The organism is Bacteroides cellulosilyticus (genome assembly GCF_020091405.1).
Lineage (GTDB): Bacteria > Bacteroidota > Bacteroidia > Bacteroidales > Bacteroidaceae > Bacteroides.
Map to the genome: position 1 here is coordinate 3,891,379 of NZ_CP081903.1, position 16,700 is coordinate 3,908,078.

The following is a 16,700-nucleotide window of genomic DNA, read 5'->3' on the forward strand; positions in this document are numbered from 1 at the left end:
GTTGTTTCATAGTACTCTGCCTATTTTGTGCGTTAGTGCAGAGCATAAAGAACCGACTATGACACAGCCGCAATAAGCGGACAAGAACGAAAGTCGCATCCGACAGTATGACGTGCTAATAGTTATTAGGAGAACTAACTGGGGATTACCTAAGTCGGAACGCTGGAATAAACAGCTATAAAGAAAGCTTTTGAATATCCGATATGGTAACGGAACTTCCGTAGTAGTCCGAGCAAGGGAAAGCCTTGTACATGGCGAAGGGAAGTAGTCTGTAACTTTAATACAAACAACGGAAAACGTGAGAGGCGTATGAGAAATCCAGAGCAAGTATTAAACATTTTAGCTGGACACAGCAACGAGCCTGAGTATAAATACGAAAGGCTCTACCGTATTCTATTCAATGAACAAATGTTCTTTGTCGCCTACCAACGTATGTATGCAAAGCCGGGAAACATGACACCCGGCACAGATGGTAAAACAGAGGATGAAATGAGCATTGATAGGATAAACAAACTCATAGAGAGTATAAAGGATGAGACTTATAGGCCCAATCCTGCAAAGAGAATTTACATTCCGAAAAAGAATGGGAAGATGCGTCCGTTAGGAATACCGTCTTTTGAAGACAAATTGGTTCAAGAGGTAGTAAGAATGGTGCTTGAAGCCATATATGATGGACACTTTGAGTGGACATCGCACGGTTTCAGACCAAACCGAAGCTGCCACACAGCACTGAAAAGTCTACAAAACAATTTCAACGGTACAAAATGGTTCATTGAGGGAGATATAAAAGGCTTCTTTGACAACATAGCCCATGATGTGCTGATAGAAATAATGAAAGGTAGAATAGCAGATGACAGATTTCTTCGTCTGATACGGAAATTCCTCAATGCAGGGTACATAGAAGAGTTGCAATTCAACAAGACTTATTCAGGGACACCGCAAGGTGGTATCATAAGCCCTATTTTGGCAAATATATATCTTGACAAGTTCGATAAATACATGGATGAATATGCCGACAAATTCAATAAAGGGACAATAAGAAGTCGTAACAAGGACATTTGCAAACTCAACAACAGAGTACACTACCTAAAGCGTAGGATAAACGAAGTGAAGGATGCAAACGAAAGAACAAAAATGGCAGAAGAACTGCACGAAAAGCAGAAGCGGATACTAACAATGCCAAGTGGCAACGATATGGATAGAAATTTTCGCAGACTGAGATATGTGCGCTACGCTGATGATTTTCTAATCGGGGTTATCGGAACGAAAAACGAATGCGAGAAAATCAAAGCCGACATCACTAGGTTTATGCAGGAAAAGTTAAGGCTGGAGATGTCACAGGAAAAAACTTTGATTACAAATGCACAAGACAGCGCAAAATTTTTTGGTTACGAAATATATGTCCGTAAAGACTATGCCACAAAGAGAAACAGTAACGGAACAGTGCGCAGATACTTCAACGGGAATGTGATATTGCACGTTTCAAGAGAAGTAATCAAGAATAAACTGCTCAGCCTCGAAGCCATGAAAGTTGTCACCAAACACGGCAAGGAAACATGGGTGTCAAAAGACAGGGCTTATATGATTGACAATGAAGCGCACGAGATTGTATCTCAGTTCAATACCGAAATACGAGGGTTCTACAACTATTACTCAATAGCAAACAATGTATCGGCTTTGGGACGCTCTTTCGGTTGTATCATGAAGTTCTCCATGTACAAAACTCTTGCTCAAAAGCTGAATATGTCAGTGAGAAAAGTCATTGAAACATACCGTAAGGACAATCTCTTTGCCGTGCCTTTTGTAAACAAGGGAGGAGAAACCAAGTACAGGGTATTCTACAATGAGGGTTACGCCCGTAAAACGGATTGTGAAACAGCCCCAAGTGATAATCTGCCGTATATGTTCAAAACGCCATCGTTGAGTCTGATAGAAAGGCTTACAACAAAAACGTGCGAACTATGTGGCAAGCACGGAGAAGTGGTAATGCACCATGTCCGCACTCTCAAAGAGTTAAAAGGTAAAAATGACTGGGAACGCAAAATGCTCTATATGCACAGAAAGACTTTGGTCGTATGTGCGGAGTGTAACGCAAAAATCCAGAGCTGTGGTGAGTAAAATGATGTTACAGATGGAGAGCCGTATACATGGAGACGTGTAAGTACGGTTCGGGGGCAGGTAAACGAAAACCTACCGCTGTAAAGCGGAAAGGCGTTGTTTGCCGAGCCTACGGATAACCAACCAGAAGATCAGCAGCGACATGGAAATCCTGTCCCATAAGCTGGAAAAGATGGAGAAGGAGATATGCGATGCCATCTGAGGAAATGATATTTACGAAACGGACGATTTTTCTCCTTCCTCATCAAAGTTCGTCCGTCCCTGCGGGACTCCGCGTTTTCCCTTCGGTTTCCAGCAGAAAATTTCCGCATGGTGAAATTTTCTGCCGGAAAAACGCTCCGAAAACGCAGGGACGGACGTGAGGGGGATTCAGAAGGCGAAAACTGCGATCGACGTAGTGCATGTGCGACAAGGAAAAGAACTGTCCAGGAACCCCTTTTCATGCCGTACCCCGGCATGAGACCGCTTTTCTCTCCGACTGTGGGGAAGGCTCTCCTGCTCCCTCTGCATTGCATGTACGGGTTGTCCTGCCCGTATTCACGTCCGCCGGTATTGCCTGCCCTTTCCTTGGGAGAAACGGCTTACCGCAACGGGCGGTGTGGCACAGACTTTTCCGGATATGGAGGAACATTCTGGAAAAAGAATGGAAGACGGGCTATTATTTGGCTGTATAACAACAAAGTTGTATTTTTGCAAAAAATAATATTATGGCTATAACTATCAAGAACATTCCGGTTTTGGAAGGCGCTACGGCGGAAGATTTCGTACGCAGTGCAGACAAGAACGCTGCAAAGGTAACACCCCGGTTATCAGTGGCGGCAAAGAAACGGTTGCGAAAAGTATTGGAAAAGTCCCGTTCATTCCGGTTCAATTAACAGCAATGGACGGTATTTCTTTATATGATGATTGTGTCATGCTTGCCTATAACAAGGAAGTACGGAGGAATTGCCTTCCTTTCACTTGTGGCGAGAATGACCTTGATGATTTTTTCTCAATGATGCCGATCTGTATGCGGATGAACTCCTTGGAAAAACATATTGTTGGGTGACGACTGAAATTCCGCATCGTATTGTGGCCTTGTTTACCTTGTCCAATGACAGTATCAAGACCAGATTAATATCCCCAATGATAAAAACAGGCTGCAACGCAATATTGTAAATCCTAAACGTGGACGCAGCTATCCGGCCGTGCTGATAGGAAGACTGGGTGTCAACCGGGAATATCAGGGTACATCAAGCCACGTAGGACGGCAACTGATGGCTTTCATAAAGACTGGTTCCGTCACGAGGACAACAAGACAGGATGCCGTTTTATCGTGGTGGATGCATACAATGGGGAAAAGATTCTCGGGTATTATGAAAGAAACGGTTTCGTTCCACTCTATAAAACAGACGTGATAGAAAAGCAATATTATGATATTCCGCAAGATGAACCTTTGAAAACCCGTCTGCTGTATTTTGATTTGAAAAAGGACTGACATAATATTCAGTAAAATCCTTTGAGGTGACAACGGGTTCCAAAGACGGGCTGTCGCTACGATTGCCTGCCATATGACACCGGCCGTTTTCTTGATGGCGGGCGGTGGATTTATCGTTACATTTCATGGGCAGCCAATCCGGAATGACAAGTAATGCCGCACCTGTGGCATAATAGAGCATTATTTTGAAGGCGGAGGCTTTGTCCGGTTCTTCTTTTTCCAAGGTTTTCGTCGGATGTCTCCAAGTTTGCCACACTTATTTTAGAATAGTCCGCATTATCAGCCGGTTGCGAGTTTCAGTCTGCCGTTCCGATTCTCTTTATCGCATCGTAGCATGTCGTTGATATATTCCAAATACTTATCCATGAATGGGCGACTTATAATTTTGTCTCAGGCAAATATCGAGACGCACTCCTGAATAAAGTTCATGATTTAAAGGACTCCGTATTCCGGAAGGGGCAACGCACACGCATTTTTCCAACAGCCGACCTTCCTGTCACTTCCCTGTAATCCTCCTCAAAATCAACACTTCCGTATAAGCTGCATGAAAGCCCGGGCACGCTTCCTGTTTCCAATCCCATATCCGCTCCTTCTGCAATATCACATATTGCCGTTCTCTTTTCATATCCTTGAATATTTCTCCAAACATACCGAAGACAGAAAAACTGCATGGAATTTTAAATTTTCACCGGACAGGCAGTAAACAGAAGGAATCCGTCATCCTCATTTCTTGCGGCAAAAATAGTTGTTTTTCAGGCCGGTCCCGCAAGGCGGCCCTTCGGGCTGGTTGCACGTGAAAAAATCTTCCTCAGGCTTCGCGTGAGCGTATTTTTTCACGGCAAGCCTTGCCGGAGACCGCCGAAAAACAAACTGGAGGAAGCACAAGAAATAAGAATGCCTACCCGTGTAGGCCATGTATAACTCAAAAAATTATAAGGCTATGGCAGACAAGAGCGCAGAAAAGGAAAGACTGTTCAACGAGTGGTTCACAAAATCCTATGACAGATTGAGAGGGACGTTACGCCGGTACGGAATGCTGGACGAGGACAATTTCCATGACACCTACCTTTTCGTAAGAAGGCAGGTGCTGGTTCCCGGAGACATAACGGACTATGACGCGTATTTCATCGGATGCTACAAAAAGGCGGCCCTGGTAAAGATTAAAAGGGAGAACCGGTATGCACACCCTGAAGATGATTTCTTCCTCCGATGTGGCGAGGAGGCAGAATTCCTTTCCGAGGATGACCTGAACGGGTGCGAGAGGCTGGTTAAGGACATACTGCGTTTCGTAAGGCCGGATGTTCATGCTCCGGTTCTATGAGGCGCAATTCTCGTTCAAGGCACTGGCGGAATGCATGGGCGTATCGGCATCGGCCATATCGCAGAAAGTATACAGGATAGTGGACGCGGTACGTACCCACAGCGGTTTCGCATGGAGAAGCCAGATGCTGGCGGTGGAAAGCTTCATGTATTGAAAAAATCGTTTAACGGAAAAGTAAGAAAGTTATGGCACTGATAGTATACAACAGGGAAAACTCCCGTCCGCAGGAAGTCACATACAAGGGAAAGCGGACCATCAACCTTGACAGCAGGGGAACCGTCTATCTGTCAAAGACGATGTCAATCGAATTGGGAATCCTCGGCGGCGGACGGGTGAACTTCGCCCACGACGACGAGACGGGTGACTGGTATATCTGCCGGGCCGACGACAGTGAGGGGTTCATCGTCTGGAAGGACAAAAGAGGCGCAAGGTTCTCGGCGGGGTTTATCGTGCAGAGGCTCATGCGGCAGGCGAAGGTGGAGAGGAAGAGCGTGCAGTTCATGATGGCGAGGATGCCGGTGGAGATTGGCGGGGTGGCCTATTACAAGATACTGCTCTCGAACCCGATACTGAGATAGAGGCATGGGCCGGAGGAGTCCGGCTATATATGACATAACGGAAACAGGCGCATCCGACGGGACAGGAGCCCGGGGGATGTGCCTGTTTTTATGAGCCGCCATGTTTACGCACGGACATGCGGTTGTCACCGGCCGGCATAAGGTCACTTCGGCAAGACCGGGAAGCGGCATTGCCGGAGGATAATGATATCAGTACGGGATGTGCCGTCATTACGGGAACGGCCGTTCCACCGGTACACGAACGGCCCACCCAATTTCAGAATGACATAATAACATAATAAAATAAGGGCCTTTTTTATAACGGAATCCCCGTATCTTATTGCCATACCGGAAAAATGTTTCCATGTCCCGTCATGTTATGCCAATGTTGTCACCGGATCATAATTTATTATATACTTTTATATAGAAATGATAGAGGTTTGCTTCCCACATTTCTGTCCGGATAGATACGGTGTGTCCACCTTACATTAGAACCCCTGTGGTGATTAGCATCAGCAAACATACGTCTTATTTCTGCTTCTGTACATAGATAGTCATCTTCATGGCTTCTTCTGTAGGTATACTTACCTTTTCCTTGTTGTGATCCAAGATTTTTAAATGATTGATATTGCCTAAGGTTATAATAAATTTAATAGAATAGATATTAGTTTGTGATATTTGTAGAAATGATGCAAATAGATGAATCTTATTTGTGGATATGGATATTTAGTTATATATTTGTGGAAAAACAAATTGTATGATAGCAGAAATTAGATTTAAGAACATGTTCTCATTTAGAGACGAGGCTATATTAAGTTTTGAAGCTGATAGAAGTAAGGATATGGAATCATATCATGTTGTTGAATTGGGTGGCGGTGTGAGACTATTGAAAGTGGCTGTTATTTATGGAGCAAATGCTTCGGGTAAGAGTAATATTATTAAGGTTTGTGATTTTATCAAGTCATTCATTACTTATACTCCACTTAATAAGGCAGAACAAATTCAAATAGTCCCGTTTCTCCTGAATAAAACAAGTTCAAGGCAGTTATCTGAATATTCGATTTCGTTCTATTTGAAGAATGAGGAGAAAGCTGTTTGTTATATCTATTCAGTAGCTTTAGATAGATGGCACGTAGCAAAGGAAAGTTTAATTTATTATCCAAGTCAACAGCCTGCTACTATATTTGAAAGAAATACTGAAAATAACGTATCTGTTATTAAATTTGGACAGAAAATCAAGATGTCGCAAGCTGTCAAAGAGGAAATAACATTGAAGTGTTTGCATAATATGTCAGTTTTTGCTGCCTATATGCAGGTGAATACACATATTGTAGAACTAGAGAAGGTTCTTCAGTATCTAATCAATCAGGTTATGCCGGCTATTGTACCTGCATCATCTTTAAGTCGTTATGCCGAAGAATCAATCAAGAATGAGTTAGCAAAAGATTATATTTTGAGATATCTGCAGGAAGCAGATTTTAATATTTCAAATATTACTTCCAAAGAACAAGAAACGCATAAAGGGCCGATTAATTATACTATGTATCAGCATAAAGTTTCATCTGAGTATGGTAACAATGATTATTATGAGTTCTCGGAACTGTTTGAATCGGATGGTACTATTCGTACATTTGGCTTGGCTGCTCAAGTACAAAAGATTCTTGAAAAAGATGCTTTTCTCGCAGTTGACGAGATTGAATCTTCTCTTCATCCGAAATTGATAGAATACATCATTGAACGTTTTCTAAAAGAATCAGAACAGGCACAGTTGTTGCTCACTACGCATTATGATGGACTGTTAGGAGAGGAAGATTTGCTTAGAAAAGATAATGTTTGGTTTACTGAAAAGAATCCGGATGGATCAAGTGTACTGTATCCTCTGACAGACTTCAAGGGATTGAATAGGATCAGTTCTTTCCAAAAGGCATATAAGTTCGGTAAATTCGGTGCAGTTCCTAATCTATAATCGTGTATTTTTATGAGAAAAGCAAGAAAAAATACAGCGACCAGACAGATTATTCATATCGTCGGTGAGGGTTTGACTGAATTATTCTATTTCAGTCATTTGAAAAAAATACTTGGTTATAGATACTCTATTTCTCCTCGTTTATTTGAAAACAATAGTATTGAGAAAATAGAAAAGAAAATAAAGGAACTTCTGGATGAAGATGTCTTTGTAATATGTGTTTTTGATGCTGATGTTAGCAGGCGTTCTGATGCAGAGAATAAAAAAATGGTATCGCTCAAAAAGAAATATGAAAATAATGCTAATGTGATTCTTTGTGATAGCTTACAGTCAATAGAATATTGGTTTTTACTACATTTTGAAGATACATGTCGACATTTCCAAGATTCAGCAGCAACAGAAAGAGCATTAAAGCAATATCTGCCAACATATGATAAAACTCGGAAATACCTTGAGAAGGATAAATGGGTTAAAGAAATGCTTGCAGACTCAAAAATGGATAAAGCATGTGAATTGGCCGAAAAATATAAAGGTAGAGATTCTTATAGCGAGATTTATAAGGCGATTAAAAAAGTTAGTGAATCGTTGCAATAAATATGAATTGATGAAAAAAAGATTTATATATTGTTTTGGGAATCATAATTAGTGGAATTGCTATCGCATTTATCATTAATACGATGTTGACATATGGTAATGTTATTAAAACAAACCTTTCGAATGATTCTTGGTTAAATTTTTGGGGAAGTTATAGTAGTGGAATTTTTGCTGTTGTAGTAGGTTATCTTGCTATTATTTATAGTAATAGAAATAGTGAGAAAGCTATTATGCAACAAGATAAACTGTTAATTCATCAACAAAATATTAAAAAGTTGGATGATTATAATAACTGTCTAAAAAATAATTTGGCTTTACTTAATATAGTAGATGTTATGGGAATTACTGTTGGTCTTGACCATCAGAATATATCATTATCTAAATCAGAAATATGTCAAATGAAAGGTCGAATCTATGCAACAGATTTTTGCAGTATAGATATGTGTTTGAAGTTGATGTACAACGCCAGAAAACAAATTTAGAAAAGACTTATGAAGAATGCTGGATTAAAGCACGTATTGGACTATCGGATTTATTGGATCAAGAACTCTCTTTTATAGAACGTGTTAATCAAAACAGATATGATATTCAAATAAAAGAGAATAATATGCATCGAAAAAATATCTTATTGGAATTAAGTAAACAAGCGGTAGATATAGAAAAGAAAAAGTTATTTCTGCAAGAGATTAAGGATGCTAACATGGAACTGGAACGATTAGATAGAAAAATTATTTCATACTATGATGATGTTGATAAGATGACCACTTTGATTAAAGATTTTTCGCTTGAATTAAATAGTACTATAAAAGTCTTATTTGATATTTCTTTATTGCTTATTAAAGAGAAAGAGGCTCAATTAAAATTAGAAAAATAAGGGTTTAGTATATATATTAAGTTTTAGGATCACTAGTGTTCCATTAAAATTGGTCCAAATTAAAATTTAAATAAACTTGGCCCATTTGGTCCGAATCGTTCTTTGTCATTTTGAAATTTAGTTTTATCAAAGGAGTCTCTCAGTTGAGTTTTATCCGTCAATGAGATGCTCAATATTTGTAGTACTTTGTATGTACTTTACTAGTCTACATACTAAATAAGGCACGCTATATTTATATTTCTGCAATTCTATATGATAAGAACCGGTAAGTTTGACTTTTTTACGATATCGGAAGTGGTAAGGTTTATGAAGAAGTTTTCCTAATACTGGCGTTTCCTCCTAATCAAATATGTCTATACAGATTTTCCGGTAGTTGAGGAAGGCTTGCTGTTAAACACATAATAAATAAAGCTTGTAAATAGAGAAGGCTGAAGAATAAAGTCATAGAATTTAGCGTATGATCTTTTCTTTTTATCACTGAACTTATCGTTTTTCATTAATATTCTGTAATTTTGCCACACAATTGAGAAATATATAAAATATGGTAACTATATATTGCCTTAAAGTGTGATCCTTGTTAAGCAGTAGGATATAGAAAATATAAACCTTCTATAAATCGTATAATCGTGTATAGAGGGTTTTGCTGTAAGATAGTATATAGTCACTTAATATTTTTGCCCTAAATAATATATAATGTATAGTCATGGATAAGGACATAAATCGTATCAAAGTAATGTTGGCAGAGAAGAAGCGCACAAACAAGTGGCTTGTAGAACAATTAGGAAAGGATCCTGCTACAGCATTAAAATGGTGCACGAATGCAGCATAATCCAGCCTCGAGACTCTACTTCAGATAGCAAAGGTGCTAGAAGTAGGGGAAGAAGATGTGCTCGTTTATCCTTCAAAGATGTGACAATAACATATAAGAAATATACTGATGGATTTCAAACAAAATAACTTCGAATAACATTCATGCAAGTAGAAGAAATAACACAAATGTTACGAGAGTCACCAAGCATACGACTCATAAAATCAAGAAGTGTGGATTTCTTCTTGTCTTTTGTCATTGAGGCGTTTGAGGGACAGTCGGCTATAATGCAGGAACGCTTGCACATGCTACTGGAGAACCGACTGGATGAGCAGGAAAATGCGTTGGTGGAGGATAATCTTGAAATGACAAGACTAGGGGAGTCGAACGAACAGAAAGCAAAACGACTCATCAAAGACTGGACAGACAAGGGATTCTTGACCAACTATCAGAACGAAGAGGGAGAGGTGATATACGAGATTTCGTCGCACACAAGCAAACTGATGGATTGGGTGGTGAGCTTGAAAAAAGAGGATTACATCGGTACGGAATCGAAGTTCAAGACGCTGTTTGCCCAACTGAAGGAATTGGTGGAATACTCGAACGAGGACCGCGAGAAGCGACTGGAACTGCTCCGAGCCAAAAAGATGGAGATAGAGCATCAGATTCAGCGACTGGAGATGGGCGAAGAGGTCGAGGTGTATGAGGACTACCAGATAGAACCACGATACAATAGCTTGAATAAACTGGCTAAGGAGCTGCTTAGCGATTTCAAGGAGGTGGATGACAACTTCAAGGGGATTATCAAAGAGATATACGAGCGCCAGACAGACAATGCGGAGAAGAAAGTATTGCTGAACTACATCTTTGATGCGTATGGCGAACTGAAACAATCGCAACAAGGCAAGAGTTTCTATGCATTCTGGGAATTCCTGCTCTCGGCCGATCTGCAGAAAGAATGGGACGAGTTGACTGGTGCACTCTATGAAACACTGGAGAATAGAGGCATTGATGCGCATGACATGTTTCTTAGGGAAATGAAAAAGCATCTGTTTGACGCAGGCGAGAAGGTGGCGAAAACCAACGATCGCATGAGCGAGAAACTGAGTCGCATCATTCGGCAGAACGGACAGATGAATGCAGAGGTGACAAAGCAGGTGATTAACGATATAAAGAAACTGCTCATCGAAGCCACCAAACAGAAAGAGAAACCAGAAGCTTCGCTTGAATATGAAACTATCGATATCAATCTGCCAGTCGAGCGCCCTCTGACTCTGACTCCTATAAAAGAGACTGTGTATAAGGATAAGCCTGATATAGCTGAACTGAGTCTGGACGACTTGGAGCGCATAGGCAAACTCTACAATCCGTTTCACATCGATCGTCAGGTGCTGAGAGACCGCATTAACGAGGTGCTGTACGACAGGCAGCAGACGACACTAGCAGAGGTGATAGAACGGAACGAGGGTGTGGAGAAAGGTCTGTCGGAAGTGTTTGGATACATTGGCGTGCTGAAGGAATATAAGACTGTGGTAAACGAAGAGCGCCAGCAATATATTGTTTTTGCAGAAAACAAAACGATATCAATTCCCGAAATCATAATAACACGATGAACGCAACAAATATACAACCATACAGCAGGGCTGTGGTGAAACTTCTGAAAGGCATCGTAGAGAAAGACGATGTAGTGTGGAATGATGTACTCGACTACCAGAGCGAGATACTGGACTATATCAGCGTGATGGGGCTGGAACTCATCGTGAAAAAGGATGAGGGTTTTGCCTTTGTCAAGCAACTGAAATTGGACGATGACAAAACGTTGAACATGACGTCGAGAAGGTTGTATGGTTTTGAGGTGTCGGTGATACTCATCGTGTTGAGGCAGATACTCGAAGACTTCGACAGCAATCCAACAGAGTCGCAGGCTTCGTACAAGTATGTAACCGCCACTGAAATAAAGGAAGAGGCGGAACTGTTCCTGCCCACCACCTTCAATCGTGCCAAGTTTGAGAAAGACCTTGACCGCTATATCGACAGCATCGTCAGCTTTGGTTTCCTTGTGGAAGCAAAGCATGCTGAGGGCGAGAAACGCTATAAAATACATCGCATCATCAAGGAGAAGGTGACACTGGACGATCTATTGGAATTCAAAAACAAACTGAACGACTATGATGCAGCAGATGAATCTCTTTAATACCAGTCCGGAAGTGGCAGGCTTCAAGCTTGACTATTTGGAAGTGTGGAACTGGGGTACATTCGACCAAAAGGTGTACTGCATGAATACGCAGGGCAATAACTCGCTGCTGACCGGTGCCAACGCATCGGGCAAGAGTACGCTGGTAGATGCTCTGCTCACGCTGCTAGTGCCACTGAAGCGCCAACGATTCTACAACCAATCATCGGGTGTGGAGAAGAAGGGCAACCGTACAGAGGAGTCGTACTTCTTTGGCAACTATGGCAATCAGCAGCAGGAGGGTGCAGCGAGCACTACCACGCTTAGATTGCGAGACAAAGGGGCACGTTCGGTACTTCTTGCATCGTTCTGCAATGTGGACAAACGTGTGGTGACGCTGTTTCAGGTGCGCTACTACACTGGCGAGGAACTGAAGGTGTTGTTTGGCATAGCTCGCGAACCGCTGACTATAAAGCGCGACTTTTCGGAGTTTGACCTGCATGGCGACTGGCGCAAGCGACTGACGAAGAAATACAATACGAACGACACAAGACGCAAGATAGAGTTTTTTGACGGCCCGGTTGCGTATGGCGAGAAGATGATAGCCCTCTTCGGAATGCGTTCGGACAAGGCGCTTACACTCTTCAATCAGATAGTGGGCGTGAAAGTGTTGGACGATCTAGACAGTTTCATCCGTACGAATATGCTCGAGGAAATGCCGGCTGAGGAAAAGTACCAGGAACTAAAGGACAACTTCCAAAATCTGATGGAGGCGAAAACCAATATCGATAAGGTGAAGGAGCAGATTGCCCAACTGGAACCTATCAATACATTGGCAAAGGAACTGATGGCGATAGACACGCGCATAGCTGAATTGGAGCAAGAGAAGAGTGTGGTGGCCTATTGGTTTGCTGCGCGAACGGTGGATTTGTGCAACGAGGAGTTGGCGCGCTGCAAGAGCAACTTGAGAAAACTGGAAGATGAGTTGAAGGCGTTAAAGGTGAAGAAGAGTGAGCTGGAACAAGAGCAGACGCGCTTGTCGGTGGCTATTGAGAAGGACGAGGTGGGTCAGCAGATACGTGAGATTGAGAAGGAAATCAATCAGAAGGTGAAGATGCGTGATAACCGCAAGGCCAAAGCCGAAGAATACGATAAGCTGGCAAAGACGGTGGAGCTGACACAAAGTCCTGATGCAGAGGTATTCGATGCCAATCGTGCGACCGCCAAACACGAGAAAGATGCTCTGCAGGTAAAGATTGACAGGCAACTCATGGAAGAGAAGCGTCAGGCACAAAACCGTCAGGATGAAATCAACTGCACGATATCAGAGCGAGTGGATACTATACGCTATCTGCAGCAGCATAAGAACAATATCTCTGGTCGTGTGGCTGAGATTCGTGATGAGATACTGAAGGCTGTTGGTGCAACCGCCGAAGAGATTCCATTCATCGGTGAACTGATACGTGTGAAGGATATTGAGTGCGATTGGGAGTATGCCATCGAGCGTATTCTGCACAATTTTGCATTGAGATTGGTGGTGCCAGAGAAGTATTACAAGCAGGTGAATGAGTATGTGAATGGTCATAATCTGCGAGGACGCATCGTGTATCAGCGATACGAGGGCACAGAGCCTCTTCGTGAGTTTGAGGATAGGACATTGAAGGTGGATTCGTTGCTCCGTAAGGTTGAATACAAGCCAAAGTGCTTGTATTTGGATTGGCTTGAGGATAGGTTATTTGCTGAGTTCAACTATAGTTGTGTTGATTCGCTTGCGGACTTCAACTATCTGCAAGAGAAAGCAGTAACGAAAGAGGGACTGATAAAGGCGAGAGGTGGTAAGCATGAGAAAGACGACCGACCAGAGACACGAGGCAAGGAACACTATGTGTTGGGCTGGGACAATAAGGAGAAGATTGCCATGCTACAGGCGGAAGTACGCCAGTTGCAGCAGGATGAAAAGGAGGTGGCAACCAAAGTCCGTCGTATAGAGGCAGATACAAAGAATGCTCAGGAGAAGCGAGAAACCTACTCGAAGCTGTTTGATAAATACGATAAGTTTGATGATATCGACTGGTGGTCGTGTGCACTCGTCATTCAGCAAAAGGAAGAACAGAAGCGACAACTGGAGGAGACCAATGATAAGGTGAAGATGTTGCAGGGGCAATTGGAGAGGGTGAGAAAGGAACTTGGTGCACTTGAGGAGAAGTTTAATGAAGCTATCGGTAACAAAGCATTATTGGAAAATCGTGAGAATATACTCAAGAAACAGAGCAATGATTGTGCTTTGGCTTTGGCTCAAATAGGCGTTGTTGATACCGATGCTTTTGAGTCGCAACACACAGATTTACTGAATGTGGCATTGGTGGGTTTGGACAAAATGCGTGACACGTTACAGAGTGACATCAATTCCGCTTTGCGGAAACAACGTGAGACGAAGGGTAGCAAGAGTGGCGATTTGAAGAACCTGATTTATCGCTTCAAGAATCCCACTGAGGAAATTACCGCGAAGTATCGCGATTGGCGTTCGGACGTGAACCGTTTGCCCGAAGCCGTGGAGTTTGTGGGCGAATATCAGACCTATTACCAACGATTGCTGGACGAAGATCTGCCTGGGTTTGAATCGCGCTTCAACAAGTATTTACAGGAGAATATCATCAACAAGGTCAGTGCATTCAATATGTTCTTCCAGAACTGGCGCCAGTCTATCACCAAGACCATCGACCAATTGAATTCGTATCTTGTGGGCATCGATTTCAAGGATGCTCCAAAGACGTATATCCAGTTGGTCGCAGCCAAACGATTGAACGTGGATTTGAAGGAGTTCCAAGACCTTCTGAGCAGTGCGATCCCGAACATCCATGAGATGAATTCGACAATCGATGGCAGCAGGATTCATTTTGAACAGCATATCGAACCACTGATGTCTCGTTTACAAGACGAATCATGGCGAAAGTTGGTGATGGACGTGCGTGGATGGTACACATATAAGGCGGAGGAGTTTTATCAAGACGATGATCAGAAGCGTAACACCTACGAGGCTATGGGACAGCTGTCAGGTGGCGAGAAGGCGCAATTGACATATACCATCCTGGGGTCAGCTATCGCTTATCAGTTTGGCTTGACTAAGAACGGACTCGACTCTTCGTTCCGCTTCATTGCCATAGATGAGGCTTTTCGCGCACAGGACGAGGACAAGGCTCGCTATCTGATTTCGCTCTGCAAACAACTCCACCTGCAGTTGCTCGTGGTGACTCCGAGTGACAACATCCACATCGTGGAGAACGATATTTCGTATGTGCATTATGTGGAGCGCAAGGGCGACCGTTCTGTACTCTATAATATGCCTATCAGTGAGTTTAAGGCAGAACGTGAAAGGAGTATGGAGGTATGATAACGGCAGCAGAAATACGTAAGAAGACAGAACGCAAGTATGTGGATTATTTGCGTTCAGTGGTTGCTGGCTCTGAGTTTGAACCAATTGTGATTCCTTGCGATAAGAAAGCGAGCGCATCGATGGATGAGTATCAGCACGAACTAACGGACATCCGTTCGCAATCGAAAGAGGTGAAGGGCTTTGGTTACACGATTGAGTGGAAAACAGTGAAAACGAAAGCATTGGGCGAACAGGATCTGCCTGAGCGTGTGTTGTTCAGGAGTGCATCGGACGTTGAGCGCTTCTTGCTGAAGGGTGGTGAAGTGTCACAGTTTCGCAAGGATGTGGCGATGTTGTTTAATGAGTTTCCGCAGCTTCGTCCATGGGTGGAACGCTATCCACTTAAGGTGATCGAGAATGCTTCCTCTTGGCCTGATTTGTTGAAAGTTTTGCGCTATTTTGTGGCGAATCCTTGTCCTGAGTTGTACATTCGTGAATTGCCTATTGAGGTGCACACCAAGTTCATTGAGCGCAATAAGGGAGTGCTTCGTGAGTTGCTGGATATTGTCATTGTAGAGCATGTCTGTTCGGATGAGAAGGAGTTCGAAAAGCGCTTTGGATTGCGATACGATGAGCCATGGGTGCGCATTCGTGTGTTGGAAGCATCGATTGCGAGTGAATACTTTTCTGGTGTAGACGATCTGACGATGCCTCAGAGTCAGTTCTGTGCGTTATCGTTGCCTGTGCAGAAGGTGTTTGTGGTGGAGAATAAAGTCAACTTCCTGACTTTTCCCAAGTTGGCAGGAAGTCTGCTGATTTGGGGGCATGGATTCACCGTTGGCATCCTCAAGTCTGTTCCATTCATGCGGCACGCTTCCCTATACTATTGGGGCGACATTGATGTACAGGGCTTCGAAATTCTCTCGCAGTTCCGCAGTTATTTTCCCCAGACGCAAAGCCTTCTGATGGATCGCGCTACCTTTGACACCTATTTTGAAGGCGACAAAGGCACTCCAAGCAATGTATCAAAGCCTCTCCATCTTACCCCTGCGGAAGCCACACTGTATAATCATATCAAGTCTCACAACCTACGTCTAGAGCAAGAGAAAATTCCGCAAAAATGTATTGAAAATATATTCAATAGTTCGTTAAAAATTAGCCAAGTCTAAGCGGTTCTGCGGTAAATAAAAGTAGTTCTTTGAAAGTTTTGTCAATTAATGTCGTGTCTGCTTGAATGGCGAACACGCCGTTCAAGCATATTGGCATTGTGTGTTACCGACTTGCATGAAGAAATTGAATATTTGATTTTCATTCTTTTGCAAGTGCCCTTGGCGAGATTGATTGCAGTAAGCGAAACGTTGAAGTGAAAGGCCATCTTTCTGAACAAGTCTTGACTATTACAGCTTACCATTCAAAAGCTTAGTTACTTCCAAAATAGA

At 42.7% G+C, this 16,700-nt stretch carries 13 protein-coding genes and 4 pseudogenes; 15 read left to right on the top strand and 2 right to left on the bottom strand.

The window, feature by feature from the left end; all coding sequences use genetic code 11:
- Positions 1–309: 309 nt before the first annotated feature.
- From K6V21_RS14275 to K6V21_RS14290, 4 genes and pseudogenes are all read left to right on the top strand, one after another.
- The gene (locus tag K6V21_RS14275) at positions 310–2,118 is read left to right on the top strand and encodes a reverse transcriptase domain-containing protein (RefSeq protein WP_224319030.1); all 1,809 of its coding nucleotides are present in this window, start codon (positions 310–312) and stop codon (positions 2,116–2,118) included.
- A 401-nt stretch (positions 2,119–2,519) separates the two neighbouring features.
- A complete protein-coding gene (locus K6V21_RS14280; RefSeq protein WP_224319031.1) occupies positions 2,520–2,792 on the top strand; it encodes a hypothetical protein in 273 nt (90 codons plus the stop codon).
- A 33-nt stretch (positions 2,793–2,825) separates the two neighbouring features.
- Positions 2,826–2,993 (top strand): hypothetical protein, encoded by a 168-nt coding sequence (locus K6V21_RS14285; RefSeq protein ID WP_224319032.1) that lies wholly within the window; start codon positions 2,826–2,828, stop codon positions 2,991–2,993.
- A gap of 5 nt (positions 2,994–2,998) precedes the next feature.
- Positions 2,999–3,595 (top strand): annotated as a pseudogene (locus K6V21_RS14290) (GNAT family N-acetyltransferase).
- Between the two features lie 496 nt (positions 3,596–4,091).
- On the opposite strand, the gene K6V21_RS26680 reads toward K6V21_RS14290, so the two are convergent.
- Entirely contained in the window at positions 4,092–4,220 is a 129-nt protein-coding gene (locus tag K6V21_RS26680; protein WP_258770893.1) for a hypothetical protein, read from the bottom strand.
- A gap of 315 nt (positions 4,221–4,535) precedes the next feature.
- Here K6V21_RS26680 and K6V21_RS14295 point away from each other — a divergent pair.
- The 6 genes and pseudogenes from K6V21_RS14295 to K6V21_RS14320 all read left to right on the top strand — a co-directional run bounded on the left by K6V21_RS14295 (position 4,536) and on the right by K6V21_RS14320 (position 8,907).
- Positions 4,536–5,070: pseudogene (locus K6V21_RS14295) on the top strand (sigma-70 family RNA polymerase sigma factor).
- Between the two features lie 31 nt (positions 5,071–5,101).
- Positions 5,102–5,494, top strand: a complete 393-nt coding sequence (locus tag K6V21_RS14300; RefSeq protein ID WP_224319033.1) for a hypothetical protein — start codon at positions 5,102–5,104, stop codon at positions 5,492–5,494.
- Positions 5,495–6,230: 736 nt separating this feature from the next.
- Complete coding sequence (locus K6V21_RS14305; RefSeq protein ID WP_224319034.1) at positions 6,231–7,439, top strand: AAA family ATPase; 1,209 nt, start codon at positions 6,231–6,233, stop codon at positions 7,437–7,439.
- Between the two features lie 12 nt (positions 7,440–7,451).
- Positions 7,452–8,033 (top strand): RloB family protein, encoded by a 582-nt coding sequence (locus K6V21_RS14310; protein ID WP_224319035.1) that lies wholly within the window; start codon positions 7,452–7,454, stop codon positions 8,031–8,033.
- Positions 8,034–8,068: 35 nt separating this feature from the next.
- Positions 8,069–8,515 (top strand): hypothetical protein, encoded by a 447-nt coding sequence (locus K6V21_RS14315; RefSeq protein WP_224319036.1) that lies wholly within the window; start codon positions 8,069–8,071, stop codon positions 8,513–8,515.
- Positions 8,476–8,907, top strand: coding sequence for a hypothetical protein (locus tag K6V21_RS14320; protein ID WP_224319037.1), 432 nt, complete (start codon positions 8,476–8,478; stop codon positions 8,905–8,907). The genes K6V21_RS14315 and K6V21_RS14320 overlap by 40 nt, the downstream gene beginning before the upstream one ends.
- A 59-nt stretch (positions 8,908–8,966) precedes the next feature.
- On the opposite strand, the pseudogene K6V21_RS14325 reads toward K6V21_RS14320, so the two are convergent.
- Positions 8,967–9,104 (bottom strand): annotated as a pseudogene (locus tag K6V21_RS14325) (IS4 family transposase); the annotation flags it as partial.
- Positions 9,105–9,610: 506 nt separating this feature from the next.
- On the opposite strand from K6V21_RS14325, the pseudogene K6V21_RS26825 reads away from it, so the two are divergent.
- From K6V21_RS26825 to K6V21_RS14350, 5 genes and pseudogenes are all read left to right on the top strand, one after another.
- Positions 9,611–9,820: pseudogene (locus K6V21_RS26825) on the top strand (helix-turn-helix domain-containing protein).
- A gap of 83 nt (positions 9,821–9,903) precedes the next feature.
- Positions 9,904–11,328, top strand: coding sequence for a DUF3375 domain-containing protein (locus tag K6V21_RS14335; protein ID WP_224319038.1), 1,425 nt, complete (start codon positions 9,904–9,906; stop codon positions 11,326–11,328).
- Positions 11,325–11,909, top strand: a complete 585-nt coding sequence (locus K6V21_RS14340) for a DUF4194 domain-containing protein (protein WP_007855929.1) — start codon at positions 11,325–11,327, stop codon at positions 11,907–11,909. Before K6V21_RS14335 ends, K6V21_RS14340 begins: the two co-directional genes overlap by 4 nt.
- Positions 11,884–15,279: an ATP-binding protein gene (locus K6V21_RS14345; RefSeq protein ID WP_224319039.1), complete on the top strand. Its 3,396-nt coding sequence runs from the start codon at positions 11,884–11,886 to the stop codon at positions 15,277–15,279. Before K6V21_RS14340 ends, K6V21_RS14345 begins: the two co-directional genes overlap by 26 nt.
- A complete protein-coding gene (locus tag K6V21_RS14350; RefSeq protein ID WP_007855926.1) occupies positions 15,276–16,430 on the top strand; it encodes a Wadjet anti-phage system protein JetD domain-containing protein in 1,155 nt (384 codons plus the stop codon). Before K6V21_RS14345 ends, K6V21_RS14350 begins: the two co-directional genes overlap by 4 nt.
- Positions 16,431–16,700 lie beyond the last annotated feature (270 nt).